The 20,785-nt window shown below is 28.9% G+C and carries 18 protein-coding genes; 7 read left to right on the forward strand and 11 right to left on the reverse strand.

Going from position 1 to position 20,785, the window contains the following annotated elements:
* Positions 1 to 46: 46 nt before the first annotated feature.
* The 11 genes from ACWI69_RS02625 to ACWI69_RS02675 all read right to left on the reverse strand — a co-directional run bounded on the left by ACWI69_RS02625 (position 47) and on the right by ACWI69_RS02675 (position 14,462).
* On the reverse strand, positions 47 to 1,006 hold the full coding sequence (locus tag ACWI69_RS02625) for a hypothetical protein (protein WP_448820305.1): 960 nt from the start codon (positions 1,004 to 1,006) through the stop codon (positions 47 to 49).
* The gene (locus ACWI69_RS02630) at positions 927 to 1,874 is read right to left on the reverse strand and encodes a hypothetical protein (protein WP_448820306.1); all 948 of its coding nucleotides are present in this window, start codon (positions 1,872 to 1,874) and stop codon (positions 927 to 929) included. Before ACWI69_RS02630 ends, ACWI69_RS02625 begins: the two co-directional genes overlap by 80 nt.
* Complete coding sequence (locus ACWI69_RS02635; RefSeq protein ID WP_448820307.1) at positions 1,867 to 2,415, reverse strand: hypothetical protein; 549 nt, start codon at positions 2,413 to 2,415, stop codon at positions 1,867 to 1,869. The genes ACWI69_RS02630 and ACWI69_RS02635 overlap by 8 nt, the downstream gene beginning before the upstream one ends.
* Before the next feature lie 455 nt (positions 2,416 to 2,870).
* Positions 2,871 to 4,301, reverse strand: coding sequence for a cation:dicarboxylate symporter family transporter (locus ACWI69_RS02640; protein ID WP_448820308.1), 1,431 nt, complete (start codon positions 4,299 to 4,301; stop codon positions 2,871 to 2,873).
* Positions 4,302 to 4,348: 47 nt separating this feature from the next.
* Complete coding sequence (locus ACWI69_RS02645) at positions 4,349 to 5,692, reverse strand: CoA-disulfide reductase (protein ID WP_448820309.1); 1,344 nt, start codon at positions 5,690 to 5,692, stop codon at positions 4,349 to 4,351.
* Positions 5,693 to 5,719: 27 nt separating this feature from the next.
* Positions 5,720 to 6,997 carry an L-cysteine desulfidase family protein gene (locus ACWI69_RS02650; protein WP_448820310.1) on the reverse strand — a complete coding sequence of 426 codons (1,278 nt, stop codon included), beginning with the start codon at positions 6,995 to 6,997 and terminating at the stop codon, positions 5,720 to 5,722.
* A 231-nt stretch (positions 6,998 to 7,228) separates the two neighbouring features.
* Positions 7,229 to 8,986 (reverse strand): sigma-54 interaction domain-containing protein, encoded by a 1,758-nt coding sequence (locus ACWI69_RS02655; protein ID WP_448820311.1) that lies wholly within the window; start codon positions 8,984 to 8,986, stop codon positions 7,229 to 7,231.
* Between the two features lie 168 nt (positions 8,987 to 9,154).
* Entirely contained in the window at positions 9,155 to 10,204 is a 1,050-nt protein-coding gene (locus ACWI69_RS02660) for an alanine racemase (protein WP_448820312.1), read from the reverse strand.
* An 84-nt stretch (positions 10,205 to 10,288) separates the two neighbouring features.
* The gene (ptsP, locus tag ACWI69_RS02665) at positions 10,289 to 12,031 is read right to left on the reverse strand and encodes a phosphoenolpyruvate--protein phosphotransferase (protein WP_448820313.1); all 1,743 of its coding nucleotides are present in this window, start codon (positions 12,029 to 12,031) and stop codon (positions 10,289 to 10,291) included.
* A 91-nt stretch (positions 12,032 to 12,122) separates the two neighbouring features.
* Positions 12,123 to 12,386, reverse strand: coding sequence for an HPr family phosphocarrier protein (locus ACWI69_RS02670; RefSeq protein WP_023050032.1), 264 nt, complete (start codon positions 12,384 to 12,386; stop codon positions 12,123 to 12,125).
* 225 nt (positions 12,387 to 12,611) lie between these two features.
* The gene (locus ACWI69_RS02675) at positions 12,612 to 14,462 is read right to left on the reverse strand and encodes a replication initiator protein A (protein WP_448820314.1); all 1,851 of its coding nucleotides are present in this window, start codon (positions 14,460 to 14,462) and stop codon (positions 12,612 to 12,614) included.
* A gap of 758 nt (positions 14,463 to 15,220) precedes the next feature.
* Here ACWI69_RS02675 and rpmH point away from each other — a divergent pair.
* The 7 genes from rpmH to mnmG all read left to right on the forward strand — a co-directional run bounded on the left by rpmH (position 15,221) and on the right by mnmG (position 20,687).
* Positions 15,221 to 15,355: a 50S ribosomal protein L34 gene (gene rpmH / locus ACWI69_RS02680; RefSeq protein ID WP_023050045.1), complete on the forward strand. Its 135-nt coding sequence runs from the start codon at positions 15,221 to 15,223 to the stop codon at positions 15,353 to 15,355.
* 64 nt (positions 15,356 to 15,419) lie between these two features.
* Complete coding sequence (gene rnpA / locus ACWI69_RS02685) at positions 15,420 to 15,761, forward strand: ribonuclease P protein component (RefSeq protein WP_448820315.1); 342 nt, start codon at positions 15,420 to 15,422, stop codon at positions 15,759 to 15,761.
* 13 nt (positions 15,762 to 15,774) lie between these two features.
* Positions 15,775 to 16,011 (forward strand): membrane protein insertion efficiency factor YidD, encoded by a 237-nt coding sequence (gene yidD / locus ACWI69_RS02690; protein WP_448820316.1) that lies wholly within the window; start codon positions 15,775 to 15,777, stop codon positions 16,009 to 16,011.
* 1 nt (position 16,012) lies between these two features.
* A complete protein-coding gene (locus ACWI69_RS02695) occupies positions 16,013 to 16,621 on the forward strand; it encodes a YidC/Oxa1 family membrane protein insertase (protein ID WP_448820317.1) in 609 nt (202 codons plus the stop codon).
* 10 nt (positions 16,622 to 16,631) lie between these two features.
* On the forward strand, positions 16,632 to 17,369 hold the full coding sequence (locus ACWI69_RS02700; protein WP_448820318.1) for a Jag family protein: 738 nt from the start codon (positions 16,632 to 16,634) through the stop codon (positions 17,367 to 17,369).
* Positions 17,370 to 17,380: 11 nt separating this feature from the next.
* Positions 17,381 to 18,748, forward strand: a complete 1,368-nt coding sequence (gene mnmE, locus ACWI69_RS02705; RefSeq protein WP_448820319.1) for a tRNA uridine-5-carboxymethylaminomethyl(34) synthesis GTPase MnmE — start codon at positions 17,381 to 17,383, stop codon at positions 18,746 to 18,748.
* 85 nt (positions 18,749 to 18,833) lie between these two features.
* Positions 18,834 to 20,687: a tRNA uridine-5-carboxymethylaminomethyl(34) synthesis enzyme MnmG gene (gene mnmG, locus ACWI69_RS02710; protein WP_448820320.1), complete on the forward strand. Its 1,854-nt coding sequence runs from the start codon at positions 18,834 to 18,836 to the stop codon at positions 20,685 to 20,687.
* The last annotated feature ends 98 nt before the right edge of the window (positions 20,688 to 20,785 follow it).

A 20,785-nucleotide genomic window follows, 5' to 3' on the forward strand; every position in this document is an offset into this window, starting at 1 on the left:
TTATCAAAATTTTTAAGAACAAATATTGTTGCTATTTTTTATCAATCTATAAATATCCTATGTATAAATTTTCTATATCCATCAATAATTGTTTTTTTAAATTATAGTTCCCGTAGCCATAAAAAATCTTTTCTTTTCCTTTACTTAATTTTGCAGCGTATAAATTAAATAAAAAATACGAATTTGATTTTTTTAAAAGTTCTTCATATTTTTCATCTTTTCCAATCATAGAAAATAAATTATGAAATTTAAAATACCAAAGTCCACTAAAACAAATCAATTTATTAAAATAAAATATACCATAAAAATTTACATTTTTTTTGAATTTTATCATTTCCCAAAAACTATCGTCTTCTAAAAAATTTTCAAATTTTTTAGAAAATTCATTATATAAATTTTTCATTTCTTCAATAATTCCATTTTCATTTAAATCTATTTTTTTTATTTCTAAAGATTCTATTTTTTTAAAAGTTCTTTCCCAACGATAAAATTCTGTTCTAATTTTAGATGTGGATTTTACATATTTATCCTCAATTTCTTCTCCATTTAATAAAAGATATGTATTGTAGCTAACTAATTCAAGTCTATCTTTTATAATTTTTTTTTGCAACTCATTACATATATATATATTACTTTTAAATGATTTCTGTAACTTTTTAACTATTTTAATAAATTCATCTACAGTTAAATGGTCTAAAAAAAATATTTTTTTTCCAATTGCTTCTGGATATAATTTATATAAAAATTCAAAGTTTTCCCCTTTCAAATGTGAATCGTTCTTATCAAGAAAAGGAATAAGTATATTTTTTTTATAAACTAAAAAATTAAAATTATTTTCATCTGAAGTATTCAAAATATTCAAATAATCAATATGTAGTTCCCTAAATTTAAATTGTTGAAATAAAAATTCTTTAGAAGAGACATCTTCAAATTTTTTTAATATAAACTGTTCGTTCAATGTATTTTGCTCCTCTAAATTTTTTTGCATCGATTGCAGAATATCCAAGATAGAACCTCCTTATAGAATTTTTTATACAATATTCAATCGGATTTATATATGAATGAAATAAAGTTCCCAATTCCTTCTTTTCTTCATCGATAATTATCAATAAATTGTATAAACTATTTCCACTTTTTAAAAAACTATTTAATTGATATAATTCAAAGTCTTTAAAATATCCAATAGTTTTAACATCTTTAATTTTTAAAATTTCGCTTATATAATTCCAGTCAAAAAAATATTTATTTTTTAAACAAATATTTTTTATAGCTTCTTCATAATTCGAAATTTCTATTTCTTTTGTATCTATTTTCAACTGATTTAATTTTTTTATATCATAATTTATTTTTTTTCGTTCTTCTTTTTTTAATCTACTTAAAAATTTTTCAAATGAATTTTCATTAACATCGTAGTAGGCATATGGTTTTTGAACTGACTTAATAAAAAATTCTTCATCTAATATGGCTTCAGTTACAAATGCGATTACAGAAAACTGATATTTTAATGGAAGGTTACAAAAAATATTATTGATAATATTGTTTACCTTTTTATCATCTAAATTTAAAGGAAAATTAAATAATAACAATCCCTCTTTGTTTTTTATTTGTTGAACTACTTCTTTTCTGCCTATCTCTCCCACTGTATATTCTAAAATATCATTTACCCATCCAGACCTCTCCTTTAGTTGAATTTTATCTAGATAAAAATACGGAATAATTAAATCCTCTATTTCTAAAAAATTTACTTTTAAAAAAGAGTTTATTTTATTCATTGCCATGTTATAATAATATGAAGATTCCAACATCATATAATCATAATTTTCCATTTTTTTTAAATCATCAACTTTGTATACTATATCATAACCTCTATTCATAAACATTCCTGCTCATTAATAAACTATACCCCAAAGACGATACATCTTTTTTGTACCCATTTTTTTCCAATTTCACAATCTCAAAATTATGTTGTTTAAATAACTTAACTGTTGGGTCTTTTTCTATAGTTAAGTCTTTTTTTTCTTTTAATGTCGGAATTCGACAACAAGCATAAATTTTTTTTACTCCTATATAAAATCCTTGATCTATCATTTTTAAAGTTTCTTTTATCAAAAAATTTCCAGCATTAGCCTTATTGCTACTTAAAGTTACACCAAATAAAACATCTCCTTCTTCATTGTGTTCTCGACAAGTTCCCTGTGATGTTATTTCATCCCATCCTTGTTTTTTTTCTATATCTTTTTCATTCAATCTCATAAAATATATAAAAGACACTATTTTTTGGTTTTCTACTGTTACCCAATATCCTTTAGGGTGTATTTTATATCTTTCTTTTATTAAATCTAATGTTGCCTCTAAATCCGTATCCCAAGATGCTTTTTCAACTTCTAAAATTTGCATTAATTGCTCTTCTTTCATTTTATTAAAAATATTATTAACTATCATCCCTTTTATATTTAATAAATTAATTAATTTTATTGAAAATAAAAATTTTATATCTCTTATTATATGTTTTATTTAGGTTTTATATTTTCCAAAAAAATATATTTCGAGCTATTATTTTATATAAAAAATGAAAATGTTTAATAGTTAATACTTCATTTTTTTATTTTTGTCAAATATGATTTTTAATTATAATTTTATATTTTTATAATAAAACATTATAAAGACTGACTATAATTAGAATCCATAAACAAGTTTTTATTAGTAAATTATAATGCAATTTTTTGTTAAAAATAGGAAATTAAAAAATTACTTACAAAAGAGAAAATAGAGACATTTAGAACTATAGATAGTAAAACATAGCTGTGATAAAACTCTACTTAAAAAATTTTTACGATAAAAAAAGATCACCCTAAAGGTGACCTTTTTTATTATTCAACATCAGAAGAGTTTACTTCACTTCCTGCTTCTGCATTTTGATAAACTTCATGATTTAAATTTCCTAAGCTCTTATCAACCATCAATGCACTTGTAACCGCTCCAGTTACATTTAACATTGTTCTTGGCATATCAATAATCGGGTCGATAGCTAAAATAGGATTTATTAAAGGAAACATAGATGCTAATCCTGTTCCAGATAGTGCAACTGAAGCTGCCATTGTCGCTGTTCCTGGAATTCCTGCGATTCCCAACGAACTGATTGACACAACAATTATAGACATTACAATCAGTGTCGCATCCATTGGCTGTCCACTCATGTTTGTTACGAACACAATTGTCAACGCTGGGAATATTCCTGCACATCCTTGCATCCCTGCCGTTGTACCAAAACTTGCAACGAAACTCGCTGTTGATTCACTAACCCCCAATTTATCTGTCAATGTTGAAATTGTTACTGGTAAACATCCTACACTTGATCTAGACGTAAATGCTAAAATCATTAGAGAGATACTCTTTTTAACATATGTAAACGGATTTAGTCCAAAGAACGCTACCGCTATCATCTGAATTATAAACATAACTGCTGTTGCTAAATATAAAACTACAATGAATTTTCCTACTTCCGCTATCGCTCCAATACCTTTTTGTGCAATTGTATTTGCCAATAATGGTACCACTGCTAAAGGCATCCATCTAATAATACTCATTGCCATTGATACGATAATCTTCTGAGAAGCATTTATAAAGTCAGAAAACGGTTTTACTATATCTAAATATTTCTTTGACATTCTCTTTGTTGCCACTCCAACAATCGCAGAGAATATAACCAATCCAACGATATTTAAGTTAACCATTGCCTCAACTGGATTTGAAGGAATAAGAGCTTTTAATGTATCAACAATATTAGTAATCTCTCTGATTTTTCTTCCACCCTCTACTGTTACAGCTTGTACTGCACCATTTGAAACCTTTCCAACTTCAAATAAATTCCCTAAAAGTAATCCTACACCTACAGAAATAGCAACCATTACCAAAATAATAATTAAACTTTTCTTTACCAAATCACCTAAATTAGCATCCTCTTTCATATTGATAATAACGTGTATAATGGATACCATAACCAACGGAATAACCAACATTCTAATTAAAGAGATAAATCCTCCACCAAGTAAGCTATACCATATCGTTGTTTCTTTTACAAACGTTACATTCATTGGATTTTCAGGAAATCCAGCTGCAAATTGAATTGCTAATCCCAAAATTAAACCTACGACTGTTGCAAACATAACCTTTGCTGAAAAGTTAAATTTTTTCTTTGGTAACATATTTATTAGAAATAAAATTACTAATAAAGCTACCAAAAATCCTACAGTTTTCAAATTGCTAATCATTAAAAATTGTTCAAAAAATACACTATTCATTGTTTTTTTTCTCCCGTTTCTATATTTTATTTTTTTTGAAGCCTATCTTATTTTGCTACATTTCCAGCCACGTTCATTACATCCCAAGTTCTAGCAAATGGTGGAGCATAACAAAAATCCATCATCCCAATCTCATCCACCGTTAATTTTGCGTATATTGCCGTTGCTAATGCGTCCACTCTTAAAACTGCACCCTTTTTACCTGCAATCTGACCTCCCAAAAGAACCCTTGTATCCGCATCATAGATTAATTTTACAAATATATCCTCTCTACCCGGATAGTAATTCGTCTGATTTTTGTCCTTTACAAACACAGTTTTATAATTTATTCCCATTTTTATTGCTTCCGCTTCTGTTATTCCAGTTCTTCCAGCTTCTATATCCATAACTTTTACTGCAGCTGATCCCAATGTTCCTTGAAACTCAGTCTCTACCCCAGCCAAATTTTCTCCAACTATTCTACCAATCTTATTAGCAGTTGTTGCAAGGGGAATATACACATTCTCTTTTCTCACTAAATGAGGTACCGTTGCACAATCTCCCGCCGAATATATCGAATCAATACTTGTTCTTCCATGAGTATCTATTACTAGAGCTCCGTTTCCTAACATCTCAATCCCTGTTTCCTTTAAAAAAGCAGTATTTGGTCTCACTCCTGTTGAAATAACTACAACATCTGCTGGATATTCTCCCTTATTAGTCTTTACCCCTACAACTTTTCCATTTTTTTCTACAATCTCTTGCACAATCTCCTCTAGATGTAATTCCACACCCTCATGAGCTCTTATTTCCTCTTCCATAACATCAGTTATCTCTTTGTCAAAACTTTCTAAAAGAACCCTATCACCTAACTGTATTATTCTAATACTTCTTTTTCCCAAATGTTTAGCGGCCTCAGCTACTTCAAGACCAATATATCCAGCTCCAACTATAACTATATCTTGGTTCTCATCTTTTAACATCTCTTCTTTTAAAATAATACCGTCTGCATATTCCTTTAAAGTGTATACACCTTTAGTTGATAAATTTTTGATTGGTGGCATAATTGCATGAGCTCCTGTCGCCACCATCAATCTATCATATTTATCTATAAAAGTTTCCCCTGTTACCAAATTTTTTACAGTTATCTCCTTTTTATTTACATCAATACCGATAACTTCATGTTTTATTTTTATATTCATTCCAGCTTCTATAAATTTCTCCACAGGTCTAGCTATCATATTATTTGGACTCTCAAAAAAGTTTCCAACATAATATGGAAGACCACAAGCTCCCCATGAAACAATCTCTGTTTTTTCATAAATCACTAACTCCGCCTCTTTGTTGAGCCTACTTGCTTTAGCTGCAGCTGACATTCCTGCCGCAACTCCACCAATAATTACTATTTTCATCTCTCCTCCTAAAACTATATATTAAAACTAGTTATTTAACATTATCTCTAAAACAACTTCGTCTGTTTGCCTTAAACCTTCATGAGCTAATACTTTTACATTAGCTAAAGTCGCTTCCACATCTTTTCCTACGATTCCTTCACCGTATTCAAAATTCCTTTTCTTTTTAGATAAGTAGTATGAATCAAATGCCATAGCTATAGAACTTGCTATTTTTGTTGCACAAGAACTTTTTGCCCCATCACACAACATTCCTGATAATGTCGCTAAAGTTGTTTCAATCGCCGCATCTATTCTATCTAGAGGTAATCCATCTAAAAATGCTAATGCACCAGCTACTCCTCCACCCGAACAAACTACTCCACAGTAAGCCGACAATCTTCCAACATTTGATTTTATATGAATTGTTGTCAGATGTGAGAAAAATAATCCTCTTATTAGTTGCTCATGTGTTAGTCCCTTTTCTTCACAATACTTTATAACTGGCAAAGATGCTGACATTCCTTGATTTCCGCTTCCACTTGTTGTCATTACAGGCATAGAACACCCATTCATTCTCGCATCACTTCCGGCACTTGCAAAACTGACAATTTTATTTTTTAAATCTTTTCCGTAAACACCCTCTTGCATCCCTTCATACAAACTTTTACCCATACCTATTCCGTAATCATTTTTTAATCCTTCATTAGCTATGGCTGAGTTATAGGATATAACTTTTTCAAAAATTGGCGCTATTAAAGATAAATCTATAGTTTTAGCCAAATCATGAATCAATTCAACAGTTAAAAAACTTTTATCTGTCATTGCATCTCCAGAAACAACTTCATCACAAGATGCTCCCTTTACGATCACACCATTTTTTTCTATTTTAACAATATTTGTATGATAATCTTTAATCTCTATTGTAGCACTATCTTCTCCCAAAACTCCTGTAGCTCTCATATGAAGCTTTACATCTCCCTCTATTTTAGTAGCTACAACTCTCTTATTATCAAGATATTCTCTAACCTCATGCAACCTTGATTTATCCACATTTGATATAACCATTAGCTCTTTTCTAGAATCTCCCAAAATTGTTCCAAGAGCTACCGCTGCTTCTATCCCTACCATACCTTCTGAATTTGGTATTTTAACATTTTTGACATTTTTTATTAAATTTCCAGATAGAGCAATATCTACTTTCTCTGGAACGCCACCCAATATTGATGTCAACTTACTTCCTATATACGCCAAAGCTATCGGCTCTGTACACCCTTCTGCTGGGACTATTTCTTCATTCAAAATATTTAAAATTTTATCTATCATAACTTTTCAATTCCTCCACTTAATACTCGATTTTTTATAATATACAAGTATATAATAAGCAATTTTCATTCCAATAGATATTTTTTTATTTTTTTGTATTTTTTTATATTTTTTTGTGTTATTTTCTACATTTTTCAAATATAATTTAACATTTTTTACAAAAATTCAATTTCACAAATTTTCATTTTGAAAAATTTCTCATTTTGAAAATTTATTTTTTCATTTTGAAAATTAAATATTATATCTTTGTATTTTTCTATATAAAGTCGTCAATCCTATTCCCATTTTTTTTGCTATTTTTTTCTTTCCCTCTGTATCCTTTCCAAAAATTTTGAATGCTTTTTCAATATAGTTTTTTTCTACTACTTGAAAATCCTCTATATGAGATATATTTTTTAACTCTATTCTCTCCACATCAACTTTACTGTCCACTCTTTTATTCTCTAATAATTTTTCAGGAACTGTAGATAAGCTTAAAATATCACTATTATCCGAAAGATTAAACATAAACTCTACTACATTTTCCAACTCTCTTATATTTCCCGGCCATGAATAGTTTAAAAATAATTTTTCAACTTCAATATCAATAAAACTTACATATTTCTCAGTTATTCTATTATACTTTTTTATAAGATTTTTAGTTATTGGTAAAATATCCTCTCTTCTCTCCCTCAAAGGAGCTACCTCGAAAGGAATAACTTTCAATCTATAATAAAGATCTTCCCTAAATTTTTTCTCAAGAATCTTTTTTTCCAAATCTACATTTGTTGCTGCAATAATTCTAATATCCAACTCTATATCTCTATTTGAACCTACTCTTGTCACTTTTCTTTCTTGAAGAACCCTTAATATTTTAGCTTGCAAATATAAAGGCATATCTCCAATTTCATCCAAAAATATAACACCTCCATTTGCTAACTCAAACTTCCCCATACGCCCATTTTTATCAGCCCCTGTAAATGCTCCTCTCACATATCCAAATAGTTCACTCTCTAAAAGTGATTCAGGAATCGCCGCACAATTTATAACAACGAAAGGAGCATTTCTTCTCGAGCTATGATAATGTAAGGCTCTTGCCACTAACTCTTTTCCAGTTCCACTTTCCCCTGTTATTAGCACTGTTGACTTTGAAGGTGCAACATGCTTTATTCTTTCTTTCAATAACTTAGTGAATTGGGAATCCCCTATTATATTTCCCAACGAAACGCTATTTGATGTCTCAACAAGCCCTCTGATACCGTCATTTACTTTATTCATATCATCAAAAATAAAAATTTTTTCATTCTTTCCAAATGCTTCAAAAGGCAATATTTTTCCAAGAACAGTTAACTCTTTATTTTGAACCTTTAACCTATATATCTCCTCTTCCATCAGAAAATCATTCTGTGAAGTTAGGTGTATCTCTTTTCCAATTATTTTTGTGTCCACTTCTATTTTTTTTAAAGCAAAATTATTAATACTTGTTATTACTCCCTCACTGTTAAATCTTAAAACACCTTTTTGAATTGTATTTAATATTGTTGTAAGAACATTTTCTCTTTCTGTTTTTTCTAAACTTTCATTGTGTTCAACAAATCTTATACTTATTAATTCAGCCATCTGTTCAACGAAATCCAAATAGTTTTTTAAATTTTCTAGAATTCTCTTCTTTTGACTTTCATCAAAAGATACTAAACTTATTAAACCTATCAGTTTCCTCTCATACATTATTGGAGTTGATATTTCAAGTACTTCTAAACAACATTCTTTCTCTGAACAACCATTACAAATTTCATCCTCTCTCGGGTTTAAAATAACTGTTGTTTCTTTGGTTTCTAACGTTTTTTTATTAGCTCTTCCCTTTATTTTTTCACCTATTTTTTGAGGTCCACTTCCTGTTATTCTTACAAGATTTTTATCGCAAATTCCAACATCCATCGCGAATAACTTAGATATTGTTTTTGCATATTTTTTTAACTCATCCTTTATCACTAATAAATCTGTCTTCATTATACTCCCTTTATTTCATGTTGTTTATATATGTATATTATCAAAAATAATTCTTTACTTTTGTAATAAGAAATAACTTATTATATCATTTATTTGTAACTAAGAAAAGAGCTGTTTTTAAAATAAAAAAATGAGTTTTATATCCACAAAAATTATTTTTGTTCGTAGTCATATAAGCTCTCTCTTTATCCTATCATTTATACATGATAAAAACTCATAATGAGGAACTTTTAAATGATTTATACTCTCCTCTAAGTCATGAAATATCTCTACCTCATCTCCAACCTTCACCGAATCATCTACAAGAATGAACGAGCTATCCATACTTATATGAATTATTTTAAATTTTTTATTATTGATTATAGACATAATCCCTTCACTTCTTTTTGAAAATCCATCTCCGTAACCTAACCTAATTTTTGCTACTTTCTTATATTTTCCTATATTTAAGTTTTCTTTTTTTTCATATCCTATATACTTTAAGTCATCTATACTTTTTACGTCTAATATTTTACCATCTAGTCTAAAAGATCTTTTTATAGACGGAATGTAATATCCTATCTCCTGCAGTCCAAATAAAACTGTTCCACATCTTATATGAGTACAAAATTTTCCTTCTACTGACATAACCCCTGCACTATTTTGCATATGAACAATCTCAAACCTATCTTTTCCTAATTCTTTTAATATTTTAGAAAATCTCTCTTCTATTGAAATTAAATCATCATAATCCGCAGCAAATACATGAGTACAAAGACCTTTAAATTTTAAATTTCTATTCTCTATCAGCTCTTTTAATTTAAAAAAATCTTTTTCTAAAATTCCATTTCTTCCAAATCCAAAGTCCAACTTTATATGTAACTGTTCCGTTGAAACCCCTTTATCTAAAAGGTTTAAAAGATCATTAAAACTATTTACCACCATATGAATATTTTCGTTATTTTTTAAAATTTCTAATTCATCTACGGTTTCTAAAATAATAATCTTTATATCTTTTATTTTTAAACTCAATATCTTTTCGGCTTCGCACTCTCTAGCTACTGCAAAATATTCACATCCATTTTCTGATAAAAATTTAACTATATTCTCTATCCCATGACCATAAGCATTGGCTTTCACCACGGCAATTATATCTTTATTTCTGAATTTTTTTAAATAGTGATAGTTATGTAAAATGTTTTCTTTTGAAACTTTTATTTTAAAATCTTTTAACCCCATAACAACCTCTCTATTACTTTTTTTAGAATAGTATACTCTAAAAATGAAAAAAGGTGAAATTTTGTTTCACCTTTTTAAAAAATATTATCCTAACATCTCTTCGTTATATCTATCTATCTCTGCTAATACCTCTTCTGTTGTACTCATTGACATCACTCTTTCAACTAGAGCCTCTGCTGAAACTTTATCTATTGCCATTATATTTTTCTTTACTCTTGCAACCGAAATAGCCGACATTGAGAAAGCGTCCAATCCCATTCCAAATAGTAAAGCTGTTGCTCTAGCTTCTCCAGCGAATTCACCACACATAGATATCGATATTCCACCCTCATGAGCTCCATCTATTGCCGCTTTAATAGCTGCCAAAACTCCTGGGTTATACGTATCATATAAGTGAGATATTCTCTCATTTCCTCTATCTACTGCCAATGTATATTGAGTTAAATCATTTGTTCCTATCGAGAAGAAATCAACTTCTTGTGCAAACCATTTAGCTCTAAATGCTGTAGCTGGAGTTTCAATCATAATTCCTAATTGAATATCCTCATCAAACTTTATTCCTTCAGCTCTTAATTCAGCTTTACACTCTTCTAATAAAGCTTTTGATTTTCTACACTCCTCTATTGAAATTACCATAGGTAACATTATTTTAATGTATCCAAATGCTGATGCTCTTAAAAGTGCTCTAAACTGTGTTTTTAAGATTTCTGGTCTATCTAAACATATTCTTAAAGCTCTCCATCCTAAAAACGGATTCTCCTCATGTGGTAGCTCCATATACGGTAGTGACTTATCTCCACCTATGTCCATTGTTCTAATTGTCACTGGGTATGGATTTCCATTTTTATCTTTCATTGCTTCAGCAACAAATTTATAAGCTTCAAATTGCTCATCCTCTGTTGGGAATCTGTCATTTGCCATAAATAGAAACTCCGTTCTATAAAGTCCTATTCCATTAGCACCATTTCTTAAAACACCTGCTACATCTTTTGGAGATCCTATATTTGCCCAAGCTCCAACAGTTATTCCATCTTTTGATGTTGCTGTTTTATCTTTTAATTGCTTTAATAATTCCTTTTCTTCTAAATATTTTTCTCTTTTTTTAGAGTATTTTTCAATATCTTCATCTGTTGGATTTATTATGACATCACCAGTTAAAGCGTCCACTACTATTGGAGCTTCATTTGTCACTAATTCAGTTATATTTCCTGTTCCAACCACTGCTGGTATCTCTAGTGATCTAGCCATAATAGATGAGTGTGCTGTCTTTCCTCCAATATCAGTTATAAATGCTACAACATTTTTTAAATCCAATTGAGCCGTATCTGATGGTGTCAAATCTCTTGCCACTACAACTGAATTTGCAGGAAGTGAAGACAAATCAACAATATCTATCCCCACGATATTATACAGCCATCTCTTAGCTATATCTCTCAAGTCAGCCGCTCTTTCCCTTAGATACTCATCTTCCAAATTTGCTAACATATCACAATAACCACTAATACCTTGCTCTAAGGCATTTTCTGCCGTTATTTTTTCATCTTCAATCAGCTCTATAACTTCATCAAACAAATCCTCATCCTCTAGTAGAGTTATATGTCCATCAAATATCGCGGCTTTATCTTCTCCTAATTGTCTAGCTGTTTTTTCTCTAATCTTTAATAGTTGTTCCTTAGTTTTTTCTCTTCCTTCAATTAACTTCTCTTTTTGAACTTCAATGTTTGAACACTCACTTTTATCTATAAAAAGCTCCTCTTCTTTATATAAAAATACTCTTCCTACTGCTACCCCTGGAGATGCGTCTATACCTTTTACAAATTTTCTCATAATTTTATCGCTCCCAATACTTTTATTTTTTGACAAAAAAAAGGATAGAGTTACCCCCATCCTTCTCACACTTCAAACTATCGTCCTATTCTTAGTCCTTTAGATTTTCAAGTAGGTGAGCTAACTTCTCAACTGCTTCATTTTCGTCTTCTCCTGCAGCATGAACTGTTATTTTTGCACCTTTTTTAATTCCTAAAGAAAGTAATTTTAATAAAGATGTTCCCTTTACTTTTTTTCCTTCTTCATTTTCTAATTCAATTTGAGATGTAAATGTTTTTGCTAAACTTACAAATTCATTACCAGGTCTTGTATGTAGTCCTGTTTCATTTTTAATTTCAACTGTTTTACTTACCATAATCCTACTCACCTTTCTACATTTATTGTTTATTATTATATAAAAACATAAAGTTTAAATCTATCATTCTAATATAGAATACTTAATTTTCAAAATTTTGTCAATTTTTATTTTGAATTGTTTTTTTGTCATAAAACGTTCATTTTTAAGTCTTTTACCACACTTTTTCCTCTATATCATTTCTTTTATTCACCCTGATTTAACATATTTAACTTTTTGTTAAATCTACTCATTAATAACTCTTTCAATATATTTTTTTATTGTATTAAAATAGATTTTTTTTGATTTTCTTTTCATAGTCAGTAAGAAATTTACATCAATATTTTCTTCAAGAGAACAAAGTTTGATTGCCTGCTCCTCTATTTTCAATTTTTCATATTCATCATATTCATCAAAAACCTTTAAAATATCTACGGATATATCAGTTTCATCTATTAAATCTTTCAAACTATTTATAACTGGTTTTTTCACCGTTCTTCTCGCTTGATTAATTTTCTTTTTACTTATCAAACCTTTTTCTTTAACTATATTGTTAAATAAAGTCAAGTTTTGTTTTGAAACATCTTTCTCCTGACTTAAAAGATTTTTTAAAACACCATTTATATATTGCACTAAAGTTGTTTTTATATTGGAGTTTAGATTTTTGTATATTATTTTTAAAACCTCAATTAAAACAATTTCTCCCTCTTCTATAAATATCTTCTTTACTTTAGTATCTGTTCTTTTATCCCAAGACCTCGAAACATATATATTTTTCTTAGCTTTTTGAATATTTTTTATCACTTCATCAGGATAAATAAACTCATTATTTTTTTCAATCTTTTTTATTGGAGCTTTTTTTACTTCTTTTTTATTCTCCACTTTTATCTTCATTTCTTCTTGAGAACTTGTCTCAGTGACTTCAACAATTTCGGCTTCCTCTATTTCCTCGGAATTAAAACTAGGTTTCTCAGTATACTGTTCTTTTTCCTTCGAGTAAACAATCTCCTTAACTTTATTTGATTTTGAACTCTCTATAAATGATGATACGTGGCACTCTCCATCCTTTTTACTATTAAACTTATAAACTATGTAATATGTGTCCTCATTTTTGTCTTGATACGCCTTATAATACTCCACATAGCCCAGTTCAACCAGCACATCATAAGCTTTTTCAACTCTTTTTAAAACCTGTTTCATTCTACAAAGAACATAAGTTTTTGTGTCTCCATTTTTGTTTACTCTTTCAGTTGTTTGTTCTGTTTTTAATGGAATAATTGCTGCAATTGTCCTAAGATTTATCCTATCTTCTTGCTTTTCATATCTAATCTTACTAATATATTTATAAATTCTTCCAGCTATAGGATCTTTTGCCAAAATCTCCATCAAAGCTTTGGAATTATATTTTATATATCTCTTATCACTAATTTTTTTTCGTATATTCTTATTAAGAGTAACTCTATAATATATTTTTTTACCTTTTTTTAATTTTTGATAAGTTAAAAGTTTAAACTCTTCATCTTCAAATTTATATTTCCCTAATTTAGTATGATTAGAAACAACAAATTGATATTCTGTATTTTTTAAATTTTTTAATGCCTGTTCAACTTTCGTATAATAAGTTCTATTCATTTTATTCCCTAAAAAATGAACTATAAAATCTGAAATTTCAAATTCTATGTACTCATACTCATCATTCAAATCTTTTTTAGCTTCATAGGTAGAAATTAAATATGTATATATTTTTTCTTCAAAAATTGAGGGTTGAAACACTTTATCTCGTGAATCTTTAGCTACCAATGTACAATACATAGTAACCCCTAAATCTTCGAAAGAATATTGAAAGTTTACTCTTTTATTTTGTTTCTGAGGAGTAAAAAATGGAAAAACAATCATTTCGACAGGTATATTTATTACATTATCTTTCAAATTTAAAAAATTTCCAGTTTCTTTTATTATAACTTCTCTGACTTCAATATCTGGTAATTGATTTAGTCTTATATCGATCTTTGTTATATCTGTTAATAATGATCCTGTAGATGTTATATTAAAATTCTCCACAATATTATCTGTTTCTTTTTTCACCTTCTTTTCCATTAAAAACCTCTCCATCATTTTATAATACTAAATATGTATATTAACAATAATAAATATATCTAGCGTAACATAATATACCATTTTTTCTGTATATTAACAATAATATTTTTTTGTTTTTTAATCTTCCCATAAAATGAGTAATCTCTATTTTTATGTAGCTATAAAATGCCTATAAATAAACACTTTATTTTATGTATATCTACAATAATATTTTTTCAATCTACTGAACACTTGATTTTTATTGAGTTCTTCTCTTTTTTTGATTACCTCTCTTTAAGTAAAATAAGACTTTCTTTCATGTATATAGTCAATAATATTTATTTTTTATATAAAACCATTGATTTAACTAAAGTTCCAAAGAGTAAAAAATTTATAATCCCTTTAAATTTGAGACTTTTCTTTGTGTATATTATCAATAATATTCGAAACTCATTGATTTAATTGAACTTATATTATTTTTTTAGTCTACATATTCAACAAAATCAACCTTTATAGATTTGTATATCATCAATAATATTTTTTTTAACATAAACTCTTTAAAATCAATACTCTAAGCTATATATTTTTTGTAACTTAGTCTGTACATATAACATTATACAAAAAACAAAAAACAACTATAAGCATCTAAATTTATCATCCTTAATATTTTTCTTTAAATTTAATTATTAATTTTTTATTTATCAGAATTTACTTGACAAAACTCAAAATTTCTTCTAAAATATTTATCTGAAATATAGATATTTTTAGGAGGTGAAAAAATGAAAAGAACTTATCAGCCAAATAACAGAAAATACAAGAAAGATCATGGATTTAGAGCTAGAATGGCAACTAAAAACGGAAGAAAAGTATTAAAAAGAAGAAGAGCAAGAGGAAGAAAAGTATTATCAGCATAAAACCCGGTGATTCAAAACACCGGGTTTTTAAAGATTTAAGGACTATTTTAGGGAGTTAAAAATTATGATTAATTTAAAAAAAAATAGGGAGTTTCAAAATGTTTATAATTACGGAAAAAAATCATTTGGATATTACTCTCTTATTTTTTTTAAAGCAAATGAAACAAATGAAAATAAATTTGGTTTTGTCGTAAGTAAAAAAACTGGAAATGCAGTTTGTAGAAATAGATTAAAAAGATTATTTAGAGAGTATTGTCGTTTAAATGAAAAAAATCTAATAACAGGTTATGACATAATTTTTGTTGCTAAAAGAACAGCAGGAGAAAAATTTAAAACTTTAAGTTTTGAGGAGATGAAAAAAGATCTTGACCGTGTTCTTAAAAATTCTAAACTATATAAAAAATAGCTTAGTATATATCTTGAAAAAAACAATCTTAAATTTTATAAGATTTTATCAAAAATATATTTCAATATTTTTGGGGAGAAACTGTATATTTCAACCTTCTTGTTCAAAATACATGTATGATGCAATAGAGATGCATGGAGTTTTTAAAGGAGTGTATTTGGGAATATTAAGAATCTTAAGGTGTCATCCATATTCTAAAGGGGGATATGACCCTGTGCCACCAGTTAAAAAATACGGAGGAAAAAAATAAAATGGAATTTTTATACAAAATATTTGAACAAATATTGCTATTTATAAATGGAATTACAGGAAACTTTGGTTTAGCCATAATAGGATTAACAATATTAATAAAAATAGTATTATTACCACTGACATTGAAACAAGATAAGTCAATGAAAAAAATGAAAGAGCTACAACCAATATTGGAGCAATACAAAGAAAAATATGGTCATGATAAAAATTTACTAAACCAGAAAACAATGGAACTTTACAAAGAAAAAAATGTAAATCCGGCTGGAGGATGTTTACCACTATTGATTCAACTACCTATCTTATGGGCACTGTTTGGTGTTTTGAGAGCTGAAAGAGGTATCGTTCCTTCTGAGTCATTCCTATGGATGAATCTGTTACAACCGGATCCTTATTATATATTACCTGTTTTAAATGGTGTTGTTGCATTCATTCAACAAAAATTAACAGGAACAGATAGTAATCCACAAATGAAACAAATGATGTATATATTTCCAGTGATGATGGTATTTATTTCTTATAAAATGCCAGCTGGATTACAAGTTTATTGGTTAACATCAAGTTTTATGGGAATAGTACAACAATATTTCATAATGAAAAAAGGAGACTAAGACTAGAGTTATGGAAAATATAATTGAAATCAAAGCGAGTAGTAGAGAAGTTGCTATTGCTAGAGCTATAAAAATATTGGAGGTTACTGCTGATCAAGTAGTTCAAGTTACTGAATTAGAGAAGCCTAAATCGTTCTTTGGTTTTTTTGCTAAAGATGGATTATATAGAGTTGAAATTAGTAGAGAAGTGGAAGCTGAAGAGAATAAGATTTCAGATTTACAAAAAGATGAAGTAGCAAAAACTACTCCAATATCAGAAATTGATGTAGAAGCAGAGCAAGAGAAAATAGAGATAAAAAAAGAAGTAAAAGAAAATAGAGAAAAAGAGATAATAGAGGCATCTCAAGAGCTATTGAATAAAATGGGACTTGAATTAGAAGTTGAAATTTTAAGATTAGAGGGTAGAAATTGTGTTATAAACCTTTATGGTGAAGATAATGGAATAATTATTGGAAAAAAAGGAAAGACATTAAATAGCTATGAATATCTATTGAACACTCTAATAAAGGATGTTAGAATAGATGTTGATGTAGAAGGATTTAAAGAAAAAAGAAATGTAACATTGAGAGATTTGGCTAGAAAAATGGCAGAAAAAGCCATGAAAACTACTAAACCTATAAAATTAAATCCAATGCCACCAAGAGAAAGAAAAATTATACATGAAGTTGTTAATAAATATTTAGAATTAGATACTTATAGCGAAGGAAAAGACCCTAAAAGATATATTGTTATTAGAAGAAAGAAATAGGGGTGAGTTATATGTTTGACACTATCGCTGCCATCTCAACTCCAAGAGGAGAAGGCGGAATAGGTATTGTTAGAATGTCAGGAAGCGATTCCTTATGTATACTAACAAAAATATTTAAACCTATATCCAAAAAAGAAGTTGGTGAACTTAGAAATTTTAGTATTAACTATGGTCATCTTTATGATGAAGAGGAACTTGTAGATGAAGTATTAGTTTCAATAATGAAAGGACCAAATACTTATACAAAAGAGGATATCGTAGAGATTAATTGTCATGGTGGTTTCTTAATCACAGAAAAAGTTTTAGAATTAGTTTTAAAAAATGGAGCTAGAATAGCTGAATTAGGTGAGTTTACAAGAAGAGCTTTTTTGAATGGAAGACTAGATTTAACTCAAGCCGAGGCTGTTATAGATTTAATACATGGAAAAACTGATAAAAGTATATCTCTATCTTTAAATCAACTTAGAGGAGATTTAAGAGAACAAATTGATGTATTGAAGAAACAACTTTTAGATGTATCAGCACACGTCAATGTAGTTTTAGATTATCCTGAAGAGGGAATAGACGATCCATTACCACATGATTTGGTAGATAATTTACACAATGTCGTTAATACAACTGATGCTTTAATCAAATCATATAATAAAGGGAAAATGATTAAAGAGGGAATAAAAACAGCTATTGTTGGAAAACCAAATGTTGGAAAGTCAAGTCTATTAAATTCCGTTTTAAGGGAAGAAAGAGCTATTGTTACCCATGTAGCTGGAACTACTAGAGATGTTATAGAAGAGGTTGTAAACTTGAATGGAATCCCTTTAGTGCTAGTGGATACTGCTGGAATAAGAAAAACAGATGATTTAGTAGAAAATATAGGTGTAGAAAAATCGAAAGAGCTTATCGAAAAGGCAGATTTGGTTTTATTTGTGGTTGATAATTCAAGAGAATTAGATGAAGAGGATTTAAGAATTCACGATAGAATTAATGCAGATAAAGTTATTGGTCTTATAAATAAAACAGATATTGAATCTAAACTGGATGTAACACCATTAACAAAAATAAAAAAGTGGATAAAAATTTCTGCCCTGGAGAAAATAGGAATAGATTCAATGGAAAAAGAGATATACAGTTATGTTATTTCTGGTCAAATTGAAGACAGTTCACAAAAATTAGTTATTACCAATGTTAGACACAAGTCAGCACTGGAAAAAACTAAACAGGCGGTAGAGAATATATTTGAAACAATAGAGATGGGATTACCAATGGATTTAATTGCTGTAGATTTGAAAGAGGCTTTGGATTCATTGTCAGAGGTAACGGGAGAGATTAGTAATGAAGATCTTTTAGATCATATCTTTAGTAATTTCTGTGTAGGAAAATAAAAGATATTAGCCACAGACAATAAATCTGTGGCTATAATTTTTTTAATTTATTTATGTATATGAACAAAAATAAAAGGAGAAGTATATGACTTTTAAATATGATGTGATTGTTGTTGGGGGAGGTCATGCGGGAGTAGAGGCTGCCCTAGCAAGTGCAAGGTTGAATAGAAGGACACTACTTTTTACTCTGGCATTAGATAATATAGGAATGATGTCCTGTAATCCGTCGATAGGTGGACCTGGAAAAAGTAATCTAGTTGCAGAGATAGATGTTTTAGGTGGAGAGATGGGGAGACATACAGATCAATACAATCTTCAGTTAAAGCATTTAAACACAAGTAAAGGTCCTGCTGCTAGAATAACAAGAGGGCAAGCAGATAAATTTTTATATAGAACTAAGATGAAAGCACTACTTGAAGAAACAGAGAATTTAGATATTATGCAAGATAGTGTAGATGAAATTTTGGTGGAAGATGGAAATATAAAAGGTGTCAGAACAGCTTTAGGAATAGAGTATTTTTCTAGAGTAGTTATATTAGCTACAGGAACTTTTTTAAAAGGAAGAATAGTTATAGGGGATGTAAAATATCCTGCTGGTAGAATGGGAGAGAATTCGGCTGAAAAGTTATCGGATAGTTTACAAAAAAATGGAATACATTTAGAGAGATATCAAACTGCAACACCACCAAGAATAGATAAGAGAACAGTGGATTTTTCTGTTATGAAACCACTTTATGGGGAAGAGCATCCCAGATACTTTTCTATATATACACAAAAAGAAAAAAATAATATAGTTCCCACATGGTTAACTCATACTTCAGAGGAGACTTTAAATGTAACAAAAAAGATGTTAAAATATTCGCCAATAGTTTCAGGAATAATTGAAACACATGGACCAAGGCATTGTCCATCTTTGGATAGAAAGGTTTTAAATTTTCCAGATAAGTATGATCATCAGATATTTTTGGAGTTAGAATCAAGTGAATCAAATGAACTCTACGTGAATGGGTTAACAACAGCAATGCCACCATTTGCTCAAGAAGCCATGTTAAAATCTATCAAAGGTTTAGAAAATGCTAAAATAATGAGATATGGTTATGCTGTGGAATATGATTATGCACCCGCATCACAACTGTATCCAAGTTTGGAAAGTAAAAAAATAAAAGGATTATATTTTGCAGGTCAAATAAACGGGACATCAGGTTATGAAGAGGCAGCTACACAAGGATTTATTGCAGGAGTTAATGCCGCAAGAAAAACTTTGAATAAAGCTCCTGTAATTTTTGATAGAAGTGAAGGATATATAGGTGTATTGATTGATGATATTATTCACAAAAAGACTCCAGAGCCTTATAGAGTGTTACCATCAAGATCAGAGTATAGATTGACACTTAGATTTGATAATGGCTTTATGAGGTTATTAGATAAAGCAGAGGAGATTGGAATTGTTCCAAGAGAAAAAATTGAGTATTTAAAAAAATGTAGGGATGATGTGTACAAAGAGGTAGAAAGAATAAAAGAAGCAAAAGTTTCTATGAAAGATGCCAATGAATTGTTGGAAAAAAAGGGAGCGGAGCAAAGGTTGACCAAGGGAGTTCAAGCTAATGAGCTTCTTAAATTTAAAGAGATTTCATATGACGATTTGGCACATTTATTACATATTGCTGAATATCCAGAGTTTGTAAAAAATCAAATTGAAACAATGATAAAATATGAAGTGTTTATTGAAAGAGAAAGAGAGCAGATAGAAAGATTTAAAAGATTAGAGGCTTTAGGTATTCCTGAAGATTTTGATTTTGATACTGTAATTGGTATTTCAAATATAGCCAAAGCGGGATTAAAAGAGATAAAGCCCCTTTCGATTGGGGAAGCCTCAAGAATAAGTGGGGTAACAGGAAATGATATAGCATTACTTTTAGCAACTCTGAAAAAAAAATAGTACTACGAACAATAATAAAAACTGTAAATAGGAGGTTAAATAACTTGTATTTGCAGTTTTTTTTGTTATACTTATAACTGTAAAATAAATTTAGGAGG

This window comes from Cetobacterium sp. (genome assembly GCF_977044495.1).

Bases quoted from the DNA above. Each gene is read 5' to 3' on its own strand.
- ACWI69_RS02635 (WP_448820307.1), bottom strand. From the start codon at position 2,415: ATGAAAGAAGAGCAATTAATGCAAATTTTAGAAGTTGAAAAAGCATCT.
- mnmE (WP_448820319.1), top strand. From the start codon at position 17,381: ATGTTTGACACTATCGCTGCCATCTCAACTCCAAGAGGAGAAGGCGGA.
- ACWI69_RS02695 (WP_448820317.1), top strand. From the start codon at position 16,013: ATGGAATTTTTATACAAAATATTTGAACAAATATTGCTATTTATAAAT.
- rnpA (WP_448820315.1), top strand. From the start codon at position 15,420: ATGATTAATTTAAAAAAAAATAGGGAGTTTCAAAATGTTTATAATTAC.
- rpmH (WP_023050045.1), top strand. From the start codon at position 15,221: ATGAAAAGAACTTATCAGCCAAATAACAGAAAATACAAGAAAGATCAT.
- ACWI69_RS02645 (WP_448820309.1), bottom strand. From the start codon at position 5,692: ATGAAAATAGTAATTATTGGTGGAGTTGCGGCAGGAATGTCAGCTGCA.
- ptsP (WP_448820313.1), bottom strand. From the start codon at position 12,031: ATGAGAAAATTTGTAAAAGGTATAGACGCATCTCCAGGGGTAGCAGTA.
- ACWI69_RS02650 (WP_448820310.1), bottom strand. From the start codon at position 6,997: ATGATAGATAAAATTTTAAATATTTTGAATGAAGAAATAGTCCCAGCA.
- ACWI69_RS02655 (WP_448820311.1), bottom strand. From the start codon at position 8,986: ATGAAGACAGATTTATTAGTGATAAAGGATGAGTTAAAAAAATATGCA.
- ACWI69_RS02660 (WP_448820312.1), bottom strand. From the start codon at position 10,204: ATGGGGTTAAAAGATTTTAAAATAAAAGTTTCAAAAGAAAACATTTTA.
- ACWI69_RS02675 (WP_448820314.1), bottom strand. From the start codon at position 14,462: ATGGAAAAGAAGGTGAAAAAAGAAACAGATAATATTGTGGAGAATTTT.
- mnmG (WP_448820320.1), top strand. From the start codon at position 18,834: ATGACTTTTAAATATGATGTGATTGTTGTTGGGGGAGGTCATGCGGGA.
- ACWI69_RS02670 (WP_023050032.1), bottom strand. From the start codon at position 12,386: ATGGTAAGTAAAACAGTTGAAATTAAAAATGAAACAGGACTACATACA.
- ACWI69_RS02700 (WP_448820318.1), top strand. From the start codon at position 16,632: ATGGAAAATATAATTGAAATCAAAGCGAGTAGTAGAGAAGTTGCTATT.
- ACWI69_RS02640 (WP_448820308.1), bottom strand. From the start codon at position 4,301: ATGAATAGTGTATTTTTTGAACAATTTTTAATGATTAGCAATTTGAAA.
- ACWI69_RS02630 (WP_448820306.1), bottom strand. From the start codon at position 1,874: ATGAATAGAGGTTATGATATAGTATACAAAGTTGATGATTTAAAAAAA.